The organism is Pseudonocardia yuanmonensis, from assembly GCF_039542425.1.
Taxonomy (GTDB): domain Bacteria; phylum Actinomycetota; class Actinomycetes; order Mycobacteriales; family Pseudonocardiaceae; genus Pseudonocardia; species Pseudonocardia yuanmonensis.
Genome location: NZ_BAABIC010000013.1, coordinates 95,555 through 113,401, shown reverse-complemented (window position 1 = coordinate 113,401; position 17,847 = coordinate 95,555). Strand labels below are relative to the sequence as shown.

General features: G+C 69.5%; 18 protein-coding genes. 13 read left to right on the top strand and 5 right to left on the bottom strand.

The window, feature by feature from the left end:
- From ABD990_RS19865 to ABD990_RS19850, 4 genes are all read left to right on the top strand, one after another.
- A complete protein-coding gene (locus ABD990_RS19865; RefSeq protein WP_345382108.1) occupies positions 1–1,167 on the top strand; it encodes a zinc-dependent alcohol dehydrogenase in 1,167 nt (388 codons plus the stop codon).
- A 199-nt stretch (positions 1,168–1,366) separates the two neighbouring features.
- Complete coding sequence (locus ABD990_RS19860; protein ID WP_345382107.1) at positions 1,367–1,909, top strand: SRPBCC family protein; 543 nt, start codon at positions 1,367–1,369, stop codon at positions 1,907–1,909.
- Entirely contained in the window at positions 1,906–3,081 is a 1,176-nt protein-coding gene (locus tag ABD990_RS19855; RefSeq protein ID WP_345382105.1) for a zinc-dependent alcohol dehydrogenase, read from the top strand. The genes ABD990_RS19860 and ABD990_RS19855 overlap by 4 nt, the downstream gene beginning before the upstream one ends.
- 147 nt (positions 3,082–3,228) lie before the next feature.
- On the top strand, positions 3,229–4,275 hold the full coding sequence (locus ABD990_RS19850) for a hypothetical protein (protein ID WP_345382104.1): 1,047 nt from the start codon (positions 3,229–3,231) through the stop codon (positions 4,273–4,275).
- 564 nt (positions 4,276–4,839) lie between these two features.
- Here ABD990_RS19850 and ABD990_RS19845 read toward each other — a convergent pair.
- The gene (locus ABD990_RS19845; protein ID WP_345382103.1) at positions 4,840–5,547 is read right to left on the bottom strand and encodes a helix-turn-helix domain-containing protein; all 708 of its coding nucleotides are present in this window, start codon (positions 5,545–5,547) and stop codon (positions 4,840–4,842) included.
- Positions 5,548–5,685: 138 nt separating this feature from the next.
- Between ABD990_RS19845 and ABD990_RS19840 the strand changes: the two genes are divergently transcribed.
- From ABD990_RS19840 to ABD990_RS19800, 9 genes are all read left to right on the top strand, one after another.
- Positions 5,686–6,963, top strand: coding sequence for a CaiB/BaiF CoA transferase family protein (locus tag ABD990_RS19840; protein WP_425569628.1), 1,278 nt, complete (start codon positions 5,686–5,688; stop codon positions 6,961–6,963).
- Positions 6,963–8,105: an acyl-CoA dehydrogenase family protein gene (locus ABD990_RS19835; RefSeq protein ID WP_345382100.1), complete on the top strand. Its 1,143-nt coding sequence runs from the start codon at positions 6,963–6,965 to the stop codon at positions 8,103–8,105. Before ABD990_RS19840 ends, ABD990_RS19835 begins: the two co-directional genes overlap by 1 nt.
- A complete protein-coding gene (locus tag ABD990_RS19830; RefSeq protein ID WP_345382099.1) occupies positions 8,102–9,253 on the top strand; it encodes an acyl-CoA dehydrogenase family protein in 1,152 nt (383 codons plus the stop codon). Before ABD990_RS19835 ends, ABD990_RS19830 begins: the two co-directional genes overlap by 4 nt.
- Positions 9,250–9,507: a hypothetical protein gene (locus tag ABD990_RS19825; protein WP_345382098.1), complete on the top strand. Its 258-nt coding sequence runs from the start codon at positions 9,250–9,252 to the stop codon at positions 9,505–9,507. The genes ABD990_RS19830 and ABD990_RS19825 overlap by 4 nt, the downstream gene beginning before the upstream one ends.
- A gap of 64 nt (positions 9,508–9,571) precedes the next feature.
- Entirely contained in the window at positions 9,572–11,179 is a 1,608-nt protein-coding gene (locus ABD990_RS19820; RefSeq protein WP_345382097.1) for a flavin-containing monooxygenase, read from the top strand.
- A 28-nt stretch (positions 11,180–11,207) separates the two neighbouring features.
- Positions 11,208–11,339: a hypothetical protein gene (locus tag ABD990_RS19815; RefSeq protein WP_345382096.1), complete on the top strand. Its 132-nt coding sequence runs from the start codon at positions 11,208–11,210 to the stop codon at positions 11,337–11,339.
- A gap of 283 nt (positions 11,340–11,622) precedes the next feature.
- Positions 11,623–11,901 (top strand): YciI family protein, encoded by a 279-nt coding sequence (locus ABD990_RS19810; protein WP_345382095.1) that lies wholly within the window; start codon positions 11,623–11,625, stop codon positions 11,899–11,901.
- Positions 11,898–12,764 (top strand): MBL fold metallo-hydrolase, encoded by an 867-nt coding sequence (locus ABD990_RS19805; RefSeq protein ID WP_345382094.1) that lies wholly within the window; start codon positions 11,898–11,900, stop codon positions 12,762–12,764. Before ABD990_RS19810 ends, ABD990_RS19805 begins: the two co-directional genes overlap by 4 nt.
- A 166-nt stretch (positions 12,765–12,930) precedes the next feature.
- The gene (locus ABD990_RS19800; protein WP_425569627.1) at positions 12,931–13,506 is read left to right on the top strand and encodes an IS5 family transposase; all 576 of its coding nucleotides are present in this window, start codon (positions 12,931–12,933) and stop codon (positions 13,504–13,506) included.
- Between the two features lie 115 nt (positions 13,507–13,621).
- On the opposite strand, the gene ABD990_RS19795 is transcribed toward ABD990_RS19800, so the two are convergent.
- The 4 genes from ABD990_RS19795 to ABD990_RS19780 all read right to left on the bottom strand — a co-directional run bounded on the left by ABD990_RS19795 (position 13,622) and on the right by ABD990_RS19780 (position 17,836).
- Entirely contained in the window at positions 13,622–14,167 is a 546-nt protein-coding gene (locus tag ABD990_RS19795) for a hypothetical protein (RefSeq protein ID WP_345382093.1), read from the bottom strand.
- A gap of 296 nt (positions 14,168–14,463) precedes the next feature.
- Complete coding sequence (locus ABD990_RS19790) at positions 14,464–15,054, bottom strand: alpha-amylase family protein (RefSeq protein WP_345382092.1); 591 nt, start codon at positions 15,052–15,054, stop codon at positions 14,464–14,466.
- Positions 15,055–15,532: 478 nt separating this feature from the next.
- Complete coding sequence (locus tag ABD990_RS19785) at positions 15,533–15,835, bottom strand: hypothetical protein (protein ID WP_345382091.1); 303 nt, start codon at positions 15,833–15,835, stop codon at positions 15,533–15,535.
- 1,173 nt (positions 15,836–17,008) lie between these two features.
- Positions 17,009–17,836: a class II glutamine amidotransferase gene (locus ABD990_RS19780; RefSeq protein ID WP_345382090.1), complete on the bottom strand. Its 828-nt coding sequence runs from the start codon at positions 17,834–17,836 to the stop codon at positions 17,009–17,011.
- Positions 17,837–17,847 lie beyond the last annotated feature (11 nt).

Sequence of the window (17,847 nt, the reverse complement as noted above, 5' to 3'; positions counted from 1 at the left end):
GTGACCTGGCGGGGGGTCAACGAGATCGGCGTCGAGGACGTCCCCGAGCCCACGATCCTCAACCACCACGACATCATCGTCGAGGTGGGGCTGAGCGCGACCTGCGGCTCGGACCTGCACCTGGTAGGGGGCTACATCCCTGCCATGCGGGCGGGGGACGTGCTCGGGCACGAGTTCATGGGCACGGTCGCCGAGGTCGGGCCCGGGGTCACGAAGCATCGGGTGGGCGGCCGCGTGGTGGTGGTCTCCTTCATCGGCTGCGGGCAGTGCTGGTACTGCCGGCGGGGGCTGTGGTCGCTGTGCGACAACGGCAACCCCAACCCGGGGATCACCGAGGCGCTGTGGGGCCAGTCGATCGGGGGCTGCTACGGGTACTCCCACGCGATGGGTGGCTGGGCGGGCAGCCACGCGCGCTACATCCGGGTGCCCTATGCCGACCAGGGGGCCTTCGCCATCCCTGACGGCGTGTCCGACGAGCGGGCGCTGTTCGCCTCCGATGCGGCGCCGACAGGCTGGACGGGGGCGCACCAGGCCGAGGTGCGGCCCGGTGACGTCGTCGCGGTGTGGGGGGCCGGCGGCGTGGGCCAGATGGCCGCTCGCGCGGCCATGATCATGGGCGCCGAGCGGGTCGTCGTCGTCGACCGGTACGACAACCGGCTCGAGCAGGTCCGCACCCACATCGGGGCGGAGACCCTCGACTACGAGGAGGTGAACGTCCCTGCCGAACTCCGCGAGATGACCGGTGGCCGGGGACCGGACGTCTGCATCGAAGCGGTGGGCATGGAGGCGCACACCCCGGGCCCGCAGTACCTCTACGACCAGGTCAAGCAGCAGATGCGGCTGCAGACCGACCGGCCCACGGCGGTGCGCGAGGCCATCTACGCCTGCCGCAAGGGCGGGACGGTGTTCACCCTGGGCGTCTTCGCGGGTCTCGTGGACAAGTTCCCCCTCGGTGCGGTCATGAACAAGGCGCTGACCCTGCGCGGCGCGCAGCAGCACGGGCACCGCTACATCCCGGAGATCCTCGACCTCATGAGCAGGGACGAGGTGAGGACAGAGCACCTCGCCACCCACATGATGCCGCTCGACGACGGGCCCAAGGGCTACCGGATGTTCAAGGACAAGGAGGACGGGTGCGTCCGTGCCGTGTTCCGTCCGGGCGGGTGAGGCTTCTGAGCCGGCGGACGCCGTCTCGCCTCGAATGCGACCGGCGGCAGCGCGCTGCGCGGGTATGCGGCGGGTCGGTCCGAGTTGCCTCGCCGGTACAGGTGTGCAAGGGCGTGTGGGTGGTACTTGCTGCGTTTGTTGCAGGGCTTTTCGTGCGCAACGGCCGTGTCGACCGGACTCGGACGTCCAAGGAGGCTCGATGGATCTGACAGCGACGACGACGGTGCGCAGACCTGTATCGGAGGTGTACACGTTCTGGCGTCGTCTGGAGAACCTGCCGACGTTCATGGAGCACCTCGACGAGGTGCGGACGACGGGCGAGAAGACCAGCACATGGGTGGCGAGCGCCCCGTTCGACCGCAAGGTCGAGTGGGAAGCCGTGCTGACCGAGGACGTGGCGAACGAGCGGATCGGATGGCGCTCGGCCGAGGAGGCCGACGTTCCGAACCAGGGCACGGTGTCCTTCGTCCTCGCGCCCGACGGGGTGAGCACCGAGGTACACGTGCACCTGGTCTACGACATCGGGGCGGGGAAGCTGGGCAAGGCGGTCGCGAAGTACTTCGGGGAGGAGCCTCACCAGCAGCTCGACGACGACCTGCGCCGGCTCAAGCAGGTCCTGGAGGCCGGTGAGGTCGTGCGCTCGGACGGCGCGCCGTGGGGCAAGCGGGCGCGCAAGGAGTTCCCGCAGCGCCCGGCCCAGCCGCTGACGGCCGAGGAACGGCGGGAGGTGCTGGGGGTATGAGGGCGAACTGCTGGGCCGGCCGCAACGAGGTCGAGGTCCGGGACGTGCCGGATCCGGCCATCCTGAACAACCGCGACGCGATCGTGCGGATCACCTCGACGGCGATCTGCGGTTCGGATCTGCACCTGCTCGACGGGTACGTGCCGACGATGCAGGACGGCGACATCATGGGCCACGAGTTCATGGGCGAGGTCGTCGAGGTCGGCACCGGTGTCGATCCGGCGCGAGTGCGGGTCGGTGACCGCGTGGTGGTGCCCTTCCCGATCGCCTGCGGTGCGTGCGGGGCCTGCGCGGCGCAGCTGTACTCCTGCTGCGAGAACAGCAACCCGAACGCCGGGATCGCGGAGAAGATGTTCGGCCACCCCCTGGCAGGGATGTTCGGCTACGCGCATCTGACCGGCGGGTTCGCCGGCGGACAGGCGCAGTACGCCCGCGTCCCGTTCGCGGACGTGGGACCGCTGAAGATCGAGTCCGAGCTCACCGACGAGCAGGTGCTCTTCCTGTCCGACATCCTGCCCACCGGCTACATGGGGGCCGAGATGTGCGACATCCAGCCCGGCGACGTGGTCGCCGTGTGGGGCGCGGGTCCGGTCGGCCAGTTCGCCATGGACAGCGCCCGGGTGCTCGGCGCCGCTTCGGTGATCGCGATCGACAAGGAGCCGTACCGGTTGCGGATGGCCGAGGAGGCCGGGCACATCCCGGTGAACTTCGAGGAGGTCGACGTCCGGTCCCGGTTGCTGGAGCTCTCCGGCGGCCGTGGCCCGGACAAGTGCATCGACGCCGTCGGGTTGGAGGCCACCCACGGCAGCGCACACATTCACGCCTTCGACCGCGTCAAGCAGGCCGTCCGGTCGGAGACCGACCGCCCCCACGCGTTGCGTCAGGCGATCGTGTCCTGTCGTAGCGGCGGGATCGTGTCGGTCATCGGGGTGTACGGCGGGATGGTGGACAAGTTCCCGGCCGGGGCCTGGATGAACCGGTCGCTGACCCTACGGACCGGACAGTGCCATGTGCAGCGGTACATGACCCCGCTGCTGCGGCGGATCGAGCGCGGCGAGCTCGACCCGACGCGAATCATCACCCACCGGCTGTCCCTGGAGGAGGCACCGCGCGGCTACGACATCTTCAAGAACAAGCAGGAGGACTGCGAGAAGGTCGTGCTCACACCGTGACGGGCCTGCTGCCCGGTGAGGGCGCCGGCACGTCGACGACCGAGGAGCGCCATGGACGACCGAACACGTGAGCATTCGCCCGGCCGGGCGGAAGGGGGGTCCGCCCGGCCGGGGAGGCACCGCGGTCGCCGGATCCGGGTCGGGCTGTTGGCCGATCCCGGTGCTCCCACCGATCTCGCGGCCGCGCTGCAGCCCGATCTGTCCGAGGTGCTCGCCGGAGAGGTCGACGACGCGACCGAGTGGGTCGTGAGCACCGAGACCCGCGAGATTCCGCTCGACGACGAGGGCTTGGTCCCGCTGGAGTCGCTCGCGCGGGAGCACCGCGAGCGCCAGGAGTGGGACGTCATGATCGTGGTGACCGACCTGCCCCGCCGGGTCGGGACTCGCCCCATCGCCACTGTCCTGAGCGGACGCGCGTGCAGCGGGATGGTCTCGCTGCCCGGGCTCGGGGCCCTGGGCGTGCGCCGACGGGCGCGCCGGGCGGTCGTGCACCTCGTGCGGGCCCTCACCGGGCACGAACACCGCTCCGACGGAGAACGCCCCCCGGACATCCCGCGGTGGAGCCCGCTGCGCCACGTCAGCGCCGAGGAGGACACCGACGCACATCTCGCCCTGGTCGGGCTGCGCGGCAGGCTGCGGCTGCTCGCCGGGATGGTGCGCGACAACCGCCCGTGGCGGCTGGTCCCCCACCTGTCCAGCGCCACCGCAGCGGCCGCCGCGACCGGCGCCTACGCCATCGTGACCACGAGCTTCTGGACGATGGCGACCTCGCTGTCGTCGCTGCGGCTGCTGCTCATCTCCGTGGTCGCGATCCTGGCCATGGCGACCTGGCTGATCGCCTACAACCACCTCTGGGACCGCCCGGACGACCGGGACGCCCGGGCCAAGGCGGTGCTCTACAACGCCGCCACCGCGATCACGATGATCTTCGGGGTCACCTGCATGTACGTGCTCCTCTACCTCGCCGGGCTGCTCGCGGCGCTCGCGTTGATCGATCCCGGCTACTTCTCCTCCCAGCTGCACCAACCACCCTCGTCCGGCGCCTACCTCAAGCTGGTGTGGCTGGCGAGCTCGGTCGGTATCGTGGCCGGGGCGCTCGGCTCCAGCCTCGAGAGCGAAGAGGCCGTCCGGAAGGCGACCTACGGCAGACGGGAGCTCGAGCGGCAGCGTGGCCGCACTGCGAGTTCGAAGTAGCTGCAGCGATCGCGCCGATTGCCGGTCGGAGCGGCGACGGCGATGTGTCGTTCCGGGCGGGACCTACAGGGGTGCACCACGTCAGCGGAGGGTGCTCACGCTGCCAACCCGGACGCGCCGCTACGAGATCTGCCGATCGGCGCGGGCCGGAGTTGGTCAGCTCCCTGGTTCTCGGACATGAGCAAGAAGTCCACATCGTGCCGCTGGTCGGGGGCGGCTGACCACAGCTCACGCGGACGAGCGCGACCGCGCGGCCTCCTTCGTGGCCTCCGACTGGGTCCCGCCATGCTCCTGAGGCCTCATCGCGGGCGGCCGAGCTGCGCTGATGCGGCTGGTGCCTATCATGGCCCCCGCAGAGGAGAATTCTCGTACTCCAGACACGTCGTGGCGGCAACCTCATGCTATCGCGACGAATCTCGGTGGGCACTTCGCCATGGCATGACGCCTCGGCCCGAGGCCAGACGGATGCGCGTCCACATGCCCTTCTGTGCGGACGTAGGACGTTCCGCAAGCCCTGTCGCTCCAGGCCGGGACGCCATTCGTGCACCACGCACCCTCATCGAATCATTCGGATGGTGCACCGAGGCTGAACGAAGGTTGATGGCGCAGAAGCGTCTCCACCAACTCGTCGCATCTGGCTGATATGTCTTGCCGAGTTCCGACGATCCCGATCGCCGCCCTGGTCCGGCCGTTTTCCTTGACGGCCATCGACACTCCTTCGCCGACGTCAGAGACGCGCGGGGAGGCGCAGATCCCGGTTTCCTGCAGCTCTTGAAGATGGTCGAGGAAGAGGTCGACGTACTGCTCCTCGTCCCGAGGAAGATTCCGGAGGTAGGTCCAGAGAGTGCGCTGTTCCATGCCTGCAAGCAGGACCCAGCCGGACGAGGCCCGTATGAGAGACCGCCGCACTCGGTTCTCCGCCAGGTATGCGTACTTCGGATCGTTCGACACGTGGTCCACGTAGAACAGGTCGTTGGCGACCGCAATTGAGAGAACCGTCGTCAGGCCGGTCTCGCCGTGTATCGCTTCCAGGTGCTCGTGGGTCACCTTCCCGGGCATGTACCGGCCGGCCATCAAGTTCAGCAGGTAGGGCGCGGCTCCCAGCGTGTAGCGCCGCGCTCGCTCATCGAGATATCCGGCGACGACGAGCCCGTTCACCAGGGTCTGCACCGTGCTCAGCGGTGCCTCGGACCTCGCGGCCATCTCGGTGAGGGTCAGACCGTCCGGAGACCGTGCCGCCTCCTGGAGCAGGGCCGCCATCAGATCGATCATGCGATGCCGAGGTCGTCCGCGTCCCCGCATCGCGCCGTGTCTCGTCATGCCCGCCTCCCCGCTCATCCTAACCGCAACGTATATACGTAGTATTTCACGTACTTGCGGTCTCAGCAGCTGGGTGGCACAGTACGGCCTGTGCAAGACATCACAGATGATCCAGGCCGCCCGGATGGCGCGACGTGGCCCAGCGCGGTCGGGCCGTTGCAAGGCGTTCGCGTCATCGATCTCACGACCGTCGTGATGGGTCCGTACGCCACGGCCGTGCTCGGCGACCTCGGTGCCGACGTGGTGAAGGTCGAGCCGTTGGACGGAGACATGACCCGCGGCATCGGCGCCCGCCGCCACGCCGGGATGACCGCGATGACGCTGAACCTGCAGCGCAACAAGCGCAGCATCGCGCTGAACCTGCGTGAGCCGGACGGGCTTGCGGCGCTGCGGCGGTTGGTCGAGGACGCCGACGTGATCGTCACGAACCTGCGGCCGCGGTCCCGGGAGCGCCTGGGCATCACCTACGAGGCGTTGTCCGAGTGCAACCCGCGGCTGGTGATGTGCACCGCGCAGGCCTACAGCTCCCGGACAGAGCTGGCGGACAGCCCGGCCTATGACGACATCGTGCAGGCGGCGTCGGGTGCGGCCTTGCTCACCGACCGGGTCTACGGGCAGCCGAGCTACGCCCCATACGTCATCGCGGACAAGGTGGTCGCGCTGCACATCGCGGTCGCGGCCCTGGCGGCGGTGCTGCGGGCCCGCACGACGGGCCGGGGACAGAGCGTGGATGTGCCGATGGTCGATGCGATGATTGCGTTCAACCTGGTCGAGCACCTGGGTGGTCACACCTTTGATCCGCCCGAGGGGGACTTCGGCTGGTCCAGGATCCTCGTGGCGGAGCGCCGGCCGCATCGGACGGCCGACGGGTGGATCTGCATCATGCCGTACTCCGACCAGAACTGGCGTGACTTCTTCGCTCTCGCCGGCCAGCCCGAACTCGCCGACGACCCGCGGTTCCGGGAGGTCAACGTCCGCCACCGAAACATGAACGAGCTGCTCGCCACCGTCGGTCAGATGGCCCGGCACCGGACGACCGACGAGTGGCTGGAGCTCTGTGCGAAGCACGAAATCCCGGCAAGCGAACTGCTCGACCTCGCGGCGGTGGGGGAAGACGACTACGTCCGCGAGCGGAACCTTCTGCGCAGTGTCGAGCACCCTTCCGAGGGCCGGTACTTCGTGACCCCGACCCCGATGGACTTCTCGGAGACCCCGGTCGGGCTCACTCGCCACGCCCCGCGTCTTGGGGAGAACTCCGCCGAGATCCTCGCCCAGGCCGGCTACTCGCCGGGCGAGGTCGCGGACCTGTTCGCCCGCAACGTCGTGGCGGGCGACCACCCGGCCCCCGTGAACGAGGAGTGCGCGTGATGACCTCGACGATCACGGACCGGCCGAGACCGGAACTGCGTGAGCTGCGAGCCGAGGTGCGCCGCTTCCTGGCGGGAGCCGTCGAGGCGGGCGTGTTCACTCCCCGGGTCAACAGCTGGCTCACCGGCTGGGACGAGTCGTTCAGCCGCACGCTCGCCGAGCGGGGCTGGGTCGGGATGACCATTCCGGCCGAGTTCGGCGGCCACGACCGGGGGTATCTTGAGCGGTTCGCCGTGACCGAGGAGCTGCTCGCCGCCGGCGCCCCGATCGCCGCCCACTGGATCGCCGACCGGCAGATCGCGCCCTCGATCCTCAAGTACGGGACCGAGGAGCAGAAGCGGCGTTACCTGCCTCGGATCGCCTCCGGCGCGTACTACTTCGGGTTGGGCATGAGCGAGCCCGACTCCGGCTCGGACCTGGCGAGCGTCCGCACGCGTGCCACCGAGGTCGACGGCGGGTGGGAGCTCACCGGCACGAAGGTGTGGACTTCCGGGGCGCACCGGGCACACGCGTTGGTCGTGCTGGCCCGCACCGCGACCGACCCCGACGACCGGCACGCCGGGCTCAGCCAGTTCGTGGTCGAGCTCGACAACCCCCGGGTACAGGTCAGGCCGATCACTTCGATGAACGGGGAACACCACTTCAACGAAGTGGTGCTCGACGAGGCATTCGTCCCGGACGGCGGCGTGCTCGGCACCATCGGGGACGGGTGGAAGCAGGTCACCTCGGAGCTCGCCTTCGAGCGCAGCGGCCCGGAGCGGCTGCTGTCGACCTATCCCCTGCTGCAGGAGCTGGTAGCCGCCACCGGGCGCGGCTCGGTGCCCGCGGACGCTCGTGTCGGCCGGCTCGTCGCCCGCACCGCGGCCCTGCACCGCATGTCGGCGGACGTGGCGGAGACCCTCGCGCAGGGCGACTCGGCGTCCAGTGAAGCCGCGGTCGTCAAGCTGCTGGGGACCCGGCACGAGGGCGACATCGCCGACGTCGCGGACGCGCTCGCGGGCGGCCTCCCGCCGGACCGTGAACCCTGGCTGCAAGAGCACGTGCGGGCGAGCCTGCTCGAGATGCCCGGCTTCACCCTGCGCGGCGGCTCGAACGAGGTCCTGCGGGGGATCGTCGCGCGCCAGATCGGAGTCCGCCGATGAGCGCCCGACACGTCGACCCCCTGCTGGCCGAGACGATCGACTCCGTGCTGGGCGACCGGCGCGGCCGGCCCGCGAACGACCGCGGCGCCACCTCCTTCGACCGGGACCTGTGGGCCTCGCTGACCGACCTGGGGTTCGCCCGGCTGACCTCGCCGGAGGCCTCGGGAGGCAGCGGGGCGGAGTGGCCGGACGGGGCGTACCTCATTCGGAGGCTGGCCTTCCACGCGCTCGACGTCCCGCAGGTCGAGCACGACCTGCTGGCCGGGTGGCTGCTGGACCGGACCGGACTACCGGCCGCCGAGGACGGGGGTGTGGACACCGTCTGCGTCCTCGGCGTCGACGGGCGCGGGGCCGCGCCGTACGCCGCCGTCGCCGACCGGGTCATCCTGGTCCGGCCCGACGGCGACGGGTGGCGCGTCGCCGTGGTCGCACCCGCCGACCTCGTCCTGGAGCACGGGACAAACCTGGCGGGCGAGCCTCGGAGCACCGTCGTGGATGCAGGCCCCATGCGTGGCGTGTCAGTGGAGCGGCGCCTGGTCGAGGACCTGCTGCTGCGCGGCGCGCTGGCCCGCGCCGCGCAGATCTGCGGGGCCCTCGAGCGGGCCGTCGAGCTGAGCATCGAGCACGCCGGGACCCGCGTGCAGTTCGGCCGCCGACTGGCGGACTTCCAGGCCGTCCAAGCGCTGATCACCGACGCCGCCGCGGAGGCCACCCTCGCTCGGGCGGCCGTCGACGGGGCCGTCGACCTGGCCGCGGCCGGGGACCCTGGCCTGCCGTTCGCGGTCGCGGCCGCGCGGTCCTGCGCCGGCCACGCGGCCTCCGTCGTGACCCGCAACGCCCACCAGGTCCACGGGGCGATCGGCACGACGGCAGAGCACGACCTGCACAAATCGACCACCCGGGCGCTCGCGTGGCGCAACGAGTACGGACATCTCCACGGATGGGACGACGCCGTGACGACAATGGCTGTGACGGCAGGCGGCCAGGCCCTATGGCCACTGCTGCTGTTTCACCTTCGCAGCCCTGTGCGGGGCTGGGCGCCGGGCCTCGTTCCCGGCCCGAAGGCCGGACCCTTCGCCAGCCCCGACGACCCTCGCGAACCCGCGGGTACCGCGTCCCGCCCGTCATCCGAGGCGGGGGACCGATGACCACCGTTGCACCCGCGCCGGCGGGGGAATCGCTGTTCATCGACGGCCGGTGGCGGTCCGCGGCGGCGGCGTTCCGCGCCACCGACCCCGCGGATCCGCGGCGGGAGACCGGCGCCTACTCGGCCGCGACCGCCGCGGACGTGGCCGACGCGTACGCCGCGGCCGCGAAGGCGCAACCCGAATGTCGGACGCGTCGCCGTCGTCGCGGCGCAGGTTTCACCACCGTCAAGACCGCCTACATCCGATCCGCATAGACCGCCGCCAGGGCTTTCGCATCGTCATTCCGTTCGAGACTCAACGAGGAGAGGGAGTTCCACCATGACTACTACCAGCGTCGAGGAGCTCGACGTCCTGATCGTCGGGGCCGGCTTCGCCGGTCTCTACCAGCTCGAGAACCTCCGCAAGCGCGGATTCAAGGCGAAGGTGCTCGAGGCCGGCGGCGGCATGGGTGGCATCTGGTACTGGAACTGCTACCCGGGCGCCCGCGTGGACAGCGAAGGCCCGATCTACCAGTTCACCCGCGAGGACCTGTGGAAGGACTTCGGGTTCTCCGAGCTGTACCCGGGCTGGCAGGAGCTGCGCCGCTACTTCGCGCACGTCGACGAGAAGCTCGACCTGAGCAAGGACATCCGCTTCAACGCCAGGGTCGAATCGGCGACCTTCGATGAGGAGACCAACCGCTGGACGGTCGAGGCGGGCGACGGCTCGACGACCATCTGCCGGTACCTCGTGCTCTGCACAGGGTTCGGGTCAAAGCCGATCTTCCCGGACATCCCCGGCCTCGACGACTTCGAGGGCGTCAGCCACCACACGGGGCTGTGGCCGCAGGAGGGTGTCGACCTGCGCGACAAGCGGATCGCCATCATCGGCACCGGTGCGAGCGGGGTGCAGGTCGCCCAGGAGGCCGCGAAGTCCGCCTCGCAGCTGACGATCTTCCAGCGCACCCCGGTCCAGGCGCTCCCGATGCGCCAGTTCGACCTCAGCGACGAGGACAACGAGCGAATCAAGCTCGACCTCGAGGAGCGTTTCAGCCGTCGCGGGACCACCTTCGCCGGCTTCGAGTGGGACTTCATCCCCAAGTCCGCACTCGAGGTGAGCGAGGAGGAGCGCACTGCCACCTACGAGGAGCTGTGGGAGGGCGGATTCAAGTTCTGGCTCGGCACCTACCAGGACGTCCTGTTCGAGGAGGAGGCGAATGACACTGCCTACCGCTTCTGGCGGGACCGCACGCGCGCCCGCATCAAGGACCCGATCCTGCGGGAGAAGCTCGCGCCGCTGAAGAAGGCCTACCCCTTCGGCGTCAAGCGCCCCTCCCTGGAGCGCACCTACTACGACATCTTCAACCAGGACAACGTCGAACTGGTCGACCTGCACGAGGACCCGATCGAGCGAATCCTTCCGCACGGGATCCGAACCGCCTCCGGCGATCGCGAGTTCGACATCATCGTGCTCGCCACCGGGTTCGACGCTGTGACCGGCGGGCTGACCGCGATCGATATCGTGGGCACCGACGGCCACTCGCTCAAGGACAAGTGGTCCAACGGTGTCGAGGCCTACCTCGGAGTCGCTACGGCCAAGTTCCCGAACATGTTCTTCCTCTACGGCCCGCAGAGCCCATCCGGCTTCTGCAACGGCCCGACCTGCGCAGAGCTGCAGGGCGACCTGATCCTCGACACTCTCGACTACCTGCGCGACAACGGCTACAGCCGGATCGAGTCCGAGCCGGACTCGGACCGGAACTGGACCTCGCACGTCGCCGAGCTGACCGAAGCCGGCCTCTACGAGAAGGCCAACTCCTGGTACATGGGCGCCAACGTCCCCGGCAAGCCGCGCCAGCTGCTCAACTACCCCGGCGGCCTGCCGACCTACTTCCAGAAGTGGTCCGAAATGGCGGACGCCGGCTACAAGGGCTTCGCCGTGACCTGATCGTACGATCTCGAGGAGATCCGATCTGATGAGCACGGACAGCGTGGCCTGCTCCACCGGTCGGGCGATGCCCAGCACGGCCGGGGTCAGCACGCTGGGCCGCACCGACCCGGGCGGCGGCGAGCCCAACGCGGGTGTCCTCCGAGCTCCGGGTCCCTGACGAACGGCGATCATCGCCAGCACGTTGAACAGCAGCGGCACCGGGTGGAAGCACTTCTGGGGGCCACCACGTCCTCCACGAGGTGTTCCGCGAGGCCGGTGGGACCGGCGAGGTGCCGCGCACGATCAAGCGGATGGCGCAGGGGCGCGTCGTGACGACCGGCCCGCCGCCTTCACCGCGATGCTCGCGTACGCGGGCGACAAGGGCCGGCTGACCGACGACGGGGCCGGCATCCAGGCGCACTGTGAATGGCAGTGAGCCCGACATCCGAAGGAGACATCGCATGGCGTTCTTCACCGTGGTCTGGAAGTACACCGAGGACAAGGAGCTGATCGACAAGGTGCGCGGCCCGCACGGTGCGTACCTCAAGGAGCAGGTCGCGGCGGGCACGATCCGCATCGCAGGCCCGTTCGAGGACGGCACCGGCGGCATCCTCGTCGCCGAGGTCGCTGACGCGGCCGAGCTGAAGTCGGTGCTCGACGGCGACCCGTATGTTGCCGACGGCGTCGTCGTCGACACCCAGATCTTCCCCTTCAAGCCGGTGTTGGGAGCGCTGGCATGACCGCTCCCGCCCGTCCCGCTCCGGTGGAGTCCGTCGACGTCGGCGACATCCGGATCACATATCTGCCCGATGGCGACGCCGTGGTGTCGGCGGAGGCGGTGTTCCCGACCGGCAGCGCCGAGCTGTGGGAGGCCCACCGCGAGCTGTTCGACGCCGACGGCCTGCTGCTGCTGACCCTCGGCGGCTTCCTCATCGAGACCGGCGACGAGAAGATCGTTGTCGACCTCGGCTTCGGGGACATGACCGTACCCTTCGAGTCCGTCGGCGGGGAGTTCCGCGGCGGGCGGCTGCTGTCCAGCCTCCGCCAGGCCGGCGTGCAGCCCGCCGACGTCGATACGGTGTTCTACACACACCTGCACCTCGACCACGTCGGGTGGACCGCACGGGACGGCAAGCTGACCTTCCCCAACGCCCGCCACCTGGTCGGCGACGGCGAGTTCGAGTTCTGGCAGGACGTCACCGACGAGGGGCTGGCGGCGGTCGGGCCGCACCCCGAGGCGGTGCAGGCGCCCCTGCAGGGCCGCGTGGAGTCGGTCGTCGACGGTCAGGTTCTGGCGCGCGGGGTGAACGTGCTCGCCAGTCCGGGTCACACCCCCGGCCACTGCTCGCTGGTGGTCTCTTCCGGCACTGAGCGCGCGATCATCCTCGGCGACGTCGTGCACTGCCCCATCCAGCTCGGCGACGGCGACCTCCGGATCATCTTCGACGTCGACCCGGACACCGCGGCCCGGACCCGCGACAAGATCGCTGCCGAGCTCGAGGGCACACCGTCAGCGATCGGAGCCGAGGGGCACTTCAGCGGGTCGGCGTTCGGCCGCGTCGTCCAGGCCAACGGGCGACGCTGGGTGGGGCTGTCGTCCTGATCCGGCCACGGGGAGGAGCCATGACGATCGATGTCAGCGGGGTCGTCATCGACGGCGCTGCGGACGGCCGTTCGATGTTCGTCCAGGAGTACTGACCCCGGCCGTTGTCGACAGCCTGGTCGATGCGTCGCCTTGATCAAGGCGAGGACCTCCAGGCGGAGTGGGTGTGCCTGACGCACCTCCTCCGACTGGAGGTCCTCTGCCAGAATCAAAGATCGAAGACCTCGCCGTCGACGGCGAAGCCCTCGGCCGGTCCCGAGGCGGGCTGACCAGCAAGATCCACCTCGCCGTCGACCGCCGGGGCCTGCCGATGTCGGTCCTGCTCACCCCGGGCCAGGCCGGGGACAACCCACAACTGCTACCGCTGCTCGACGAGATTTCCGTGCGCCGCGACGCTCCCGGCGGCCCGCGCAAGCGCCCGGACCGGGTCGTGGCGGACAAGGCCTACTCCCACCCCTCAATCAGGGCGGCGATGCGCCGCCGCGGTATCGCATTCACCAGCCCCGAGCGCGACGACCAGATCGCCCGCCGCCACGCCAAAGGCTCCCGCGGCGGACGCCCACCCGCGTTCGACCCGGTCGTCTACGCCGGCCGCAACGTCCTCGAGCGCTGCTTCAACCGACTCGAACAGTTCCGCGACCTGGCCACCCGCTACGCCAAACGCGCCGCCTACTTCCGCGCCGAGATCACCATCGCCGCCACGATCCTCTGGCTCCGCCAGGACTTGCAGGACACGCCCTAGCCTAGTCGCGACGGTCCTGACGGCGGTTGACTCGGCGAGCGGTGCGGCGGGCCGTGCGGCGAGCAACCCTGCGCGATCCGAACATCTCTACCTCCGTGTGTGATGAGCCTGCCATTCACGAGGCGCCGGTCGACGCCTTCTCGAGTTCGTGCATCTCCCTAGCCTCCGCCTCGGAGACCAGTCCGATCTTGATCAGGTCCAGCGGGCTGATGAACCCATCCGCGACGCGGAACCCGCCTGCCTTCGCGATGGCATCGCGGAGTGGCACCGCCCAGTGGTGTTCGATCAGAAGCAGCGCGGCCGCCGAGTTGTCGGGGATCTCCGCCAGCACGTCCCAGGCGTCCTCGTCGGAGAACATGTGAATCCCGTCGGCCATGGCCTCGGCGCCGGCTATCGCGCCCTCGTCGAACCCCTCCTCACCCTCGATGCCCAGTCCGATCAACGCGCCCACCTTGCTGCCGAGCTCGACGGCCTCCTGTTCGGTCAGGTTGCTGAGATGCTCGACCTCGACCTCTCCCTGGGCGTCCTTGTACACCGCTAGCGAGTCAATGACACGCACGGTGTCGCTTTCTCGCAGTCGCTCCAGCTCGCCGATGATCTCGCCGTGGAAGTCGGGGTTCTGAAAACCCAGCACGATCAACTGGACCGGTCCGATCGCCATCTCTGTCTCCCTCTCGGATGTCGGTGACCGGGCCGTGGCGGCCCGGGGGACTGGGCTGAGCGCTTACCGTCGTCGCCGGTCTCCCGCACCGCCTCCTCCGCTCGGGGTGACACGGGACACCGGCTGCGGTCAACTCGTCGGGGTGTGGCGCGTCCCATGCTTCGAATCGGCTCATGCTCTTGTTCCTCCTCTTGCAGGGTTGTGCACCATCGCGAGGACCCGCCCATCTCCTCGTACGTGTCGGTGTCCTTCTGGCGATGTCAGTGCTCGTCACTGGACTCGACGCGGAAGAGATGTCAGGCCCCCGGCCCCAGGCCGACGTAGAGCCCGTCGGTGAGGTCGTCTCCGGAGCGGTCGAACACGGCGTTCGTGGTGGGGTCAGTGAGGATGAAGGTGTCGCCCCGCAGGTCGGTCCACGGTGCTCGGACGTGGCCGGTGGCCTCGCGGTCGCTGAGGTCGACCACGACGAGCCATCGGCTCTCACCGCTCCAGCACCAGGCGAGGAGATCAGCCGCGGTGTCGGCAGTGTCGGGGCCGGGCCATCCCGTGCAGTCGCAGAGCTCCCAGGTCCCGGTGCGGAAGGTGGGATCCGACAGGGCGCTGACCAGGGCGTCGTAGAAACCGGCCAGATCGGGGTCGCCCACCTCGTCCGGGTACCGGCCGAGGAACACCGGCAGCCGCACCCTCCGGCCGTCGAACTGGCCGTCGTGGACCAGGCGGGCGCCGGTCTGGGTCAGCGTCGCGACCGCGGCGGCGCGCTGCCGCCGCTCGTCGAAGACCGCCGCAGCCCGCGGCTCGTCGTGGTTCTCGATGAACCGCACCAGCCGCTGCTGGTACTGCCGGTCCGCGGACAGGTGGGCCCGGATCCCCCGCGCATCGCCCGCCACGAGCCGGTCGTAGAGACGCTTGTCGTAGCAGAAGTCGAAGCCCTGTTGCTGCAGCGCCCATTCGAGGTCCCAGTGGGCCTCCGCGAGGAAACGGAAACCGGGGTGCGCCTTGCGGACCGCGGGGATGACCGCGACCAGTAGTCCTGCTCAGGTGGGGCCCCGACCCGAGCCCCCCAGGTCCTTTCGAAGACGCTGTTCATCATCAGCATCGCCATATCGCAGCGCACCCCGTCGCACTGCTCGGCGATGTCGCAAAGCGTGTCGACAACGGCGGTCCGGAGGGCGGGGGCAAACGCGTTGAGCTGGACGACATCCGGCCACGCCGGGAAGTACGGATCCTTGCCCCGGGCCAGGACGGCGCCCTCGACCGCGACGACGGCTCCCGGATCGTCCTCAAGCTCCTGGCTGCCGCCCCGGACGAAGAGCTCCGGAGCGGTGCGCGTCCACGCCGTATCAGGCCATGCGGGAGCTCCGTGGCTCAACGAACGAAGCCGGCCGCCCGCATGGTCTGCGTGTCCTCGTGGCCGTTCGCTCGGCTGACCAGTTCGAGCACCGCGGCGCGAGAAACCGTCGTCCACTCGGTCGGGAAGCCACTGCCGAGGTCGTCGCGGCGGACGGTCAGCTTCTCGTCGTCGAACTCCGTCAGGGTGCCGCCGGTGGTGTCCGTGACGGGGTCTGATCCGACGCGCGGAGCTGGGTGTAGACCAGCACGACCTCCCGGCCGAGGAGATCGGCCAAGACGTCGGCGAGGGAGCGCGTTGGCATGTTCGTCAGCGTTCATGAGAACGGGGACGGTGTCGATCGGCTTACCTACTCACTCCGTCACCCCGGCGCGAGACCTCGCCGATGACCTGGCCACGCAGGCTTGCGTCATCAGCCACTAAGGTCGACGAACCCGGGAATCATCGCCTCGTCGACAAGCCGGTGCAGCGCGCGCCGCCCGGCGATCCGGCTCGGCGTGGAGCTAGAAGTCCATCGCGGGAAGACACACCACGAGCAGTAGCGCAAGCACCATGCTGATCATGACTGCCGCCGCCAGCCAGGCTCGGGAGCGGCGCTCGCACGGTGCGGCGGTCGGGTGCGCAACGAGCGGAGACCAACCCGGCTGCGTATGAAGCGCCTGGCCTCGGGACCGATGACGGGGAGCCACCGAGACGCATCGGCGATCCGTCGGCGCGCGTTACGGTTCCGGCACATCCGTCACGCCGCCCGCAGCGGGTCCGAGCGCGGTTGTCCGGGGGGAGCCGTCCAGCCTGCAGGGTCCGCCTTCCCCGCCGTCACCACCAGGCAAGCGACGCCGTCCAGCCCACCGGTGGAGCCCCTGGTCTGCCTCGAAGGATCGACGCCAGACGGTCGGCGAACTCCGGGGCGTGCGCGGGCCGCGGAACTGGTCCTCGGCCAGAACGCGGTTGGTACGCGCCTGGAAGCCGCGTCGCCGCGTCGATCCAATGGCGCTTTCATGCATCTACCGGGCGAGCGCGTTCCGCGCGGGCTGCGATTTCGTCCCTCCGAGCTTTCTCTCCACGGACCATGGCCGCAAGGAGGGCGTACAATCCCCGCTCCTCGTCCGGAATGTCGAGCACCTTGTGCACTCGATAGTCCAGGCTCAGGTGAAGGCGGTCGAGGGCCGGCCTGTCTAAGGTTGCGAGGTAGTCGCCAACCAGATTTGCGTCGGCCTTTGCGAAGCGCGCAGCAGATTGCGTCACGTTATCGAGTCGTTGACGGGCGAGGCGCTGTTACCGACTACAGTTCATCGACGTCGGCTGCCTCGGGTTCCAGCCTGGCCCATGACGTCGCCGGACAGCTGCCCGTCAATGGAGACGGTGCCGGACCGCCTCTGCAACCCGAACGAGCGGTTCCACCTGCAGCGGAGTCTGGAGCGGGCCGTCAGCGGCGCGGCGGCAGGCTGAGCGACGGGTTCGACGCCCGGCCCCGTGCCACGAGCCGCAGCGGTTCACACGGGGACGGTCGGTTGGAACAGGTGGACCTGCTGCTCGCCGCGCCGGATGAGCGCCCATGAGGCCTCGGGGACCTCGGTCCATGCTCCGGGCAGGTCACGCAGTGGTTCCGAGACGATGAACCGGGTGTCGGTGCCCAGCCGCTCGAGGGACTGGAGATCCGGGTAGAGGCGGCGGACCTGCACCACGTCGTTGGAGAAGTAGAGCGAGCTCGTCGCCTTCTCGCTGGAGTAGCGGAATACCCAGACCGACTCGCCGTCGGTGGCGGCTGCGGTCATGTGCACCGGGTAGTCGATTCCGTGGCGCGACCCGACCTGTTCGACGAAGCCGACCGCACGGGCGACGGCAGCGGGCGGATCGTCCGTCAGACCAAAGGTGAGCGCCAGGAAGAAGAGGGTCTCGGTGTCCGTGTTGCCCTCGATCAGCGGGTACAGCGACGGGTCCACCGCCATCTGCAGGTCGTGTCTGACCCGCGGAAACTCGGCGAGCGAGCCGTTGTGCATCCACAACCACCGGCCGAACCGGAAGGGATGGCAGTTGCTGCGCTGGACCGGGGTCCCGCTCGACGCACGGACGTGTGCGAACAGCAGGGGCGTGCGGATCCGGGGAGCGACCTCGCGCAGGTTCTCGTCGTTCCAGGCCGGGTGGGTGCTCTTGAACACCGCAGGGGAGGTGTCGTCGGGGGAGTACCAGCCGATGCCGAAGCCGTCGCCGTTGGTCGTGATCCCTCCGCCGAGCCGGGCGTTCAGGCTCTGGTCGATGATCGAGTGCTCCGGCCGGAAAAGCAGGTCGTCGGCGAGGATCGGGTCGCCGAGATACGCCATCCAACGGCACA